We start from the raw sequence: 304 nt of genomic DNA on the forward strand, positions 1-304 counted from the left end.
GATCACCTCCTTTCTATGGAGAATTACGAAGGTAACTTACGTTACCAACCTTACATGAGCGTTTCGTTTAGTTTTGAAAGAATGATTTATTCTTTCAAAAGTAGGCTATATGATGAAACAGATGTGCACCTGCGTCTTCGAGTAACGCTAACGATGTTGGCTTCCTCGGTGCAAGGCAGCATAGAAGTCGATTCAAGTAGTAGCCTTGTTCCTTGAAAACTAGATAGCATAAACAACGACATCCAATAAGAATTATTTAGCAACACTTAGTAATAACTCGAGGAGTTAGCTTGAGCAATCAAGT

The 304-nt window shown here is 38.8% G+C and carries 1 protein-coding gene; it reads left to right on the plus strand.

Features of this window, described 5'->3' with window-relative positions:
• A partial coding sequence (locus JI666_RS21025; protein WP_206895025.1) for a hypothetical protein occupies window positions 1-216 on the plus strand: 216 nt, incomplete at its 5' end.
• Window positions 217-304: the final 88 nt, after the last annotated feature.

This window comes from Bacillus sp. NTK071 (assembly GCF_017303315.1).
GTDB lineage: Bacteria > Bacillota > Bacilli > Bacillales > Guptibacillaceae > Guptibacillus.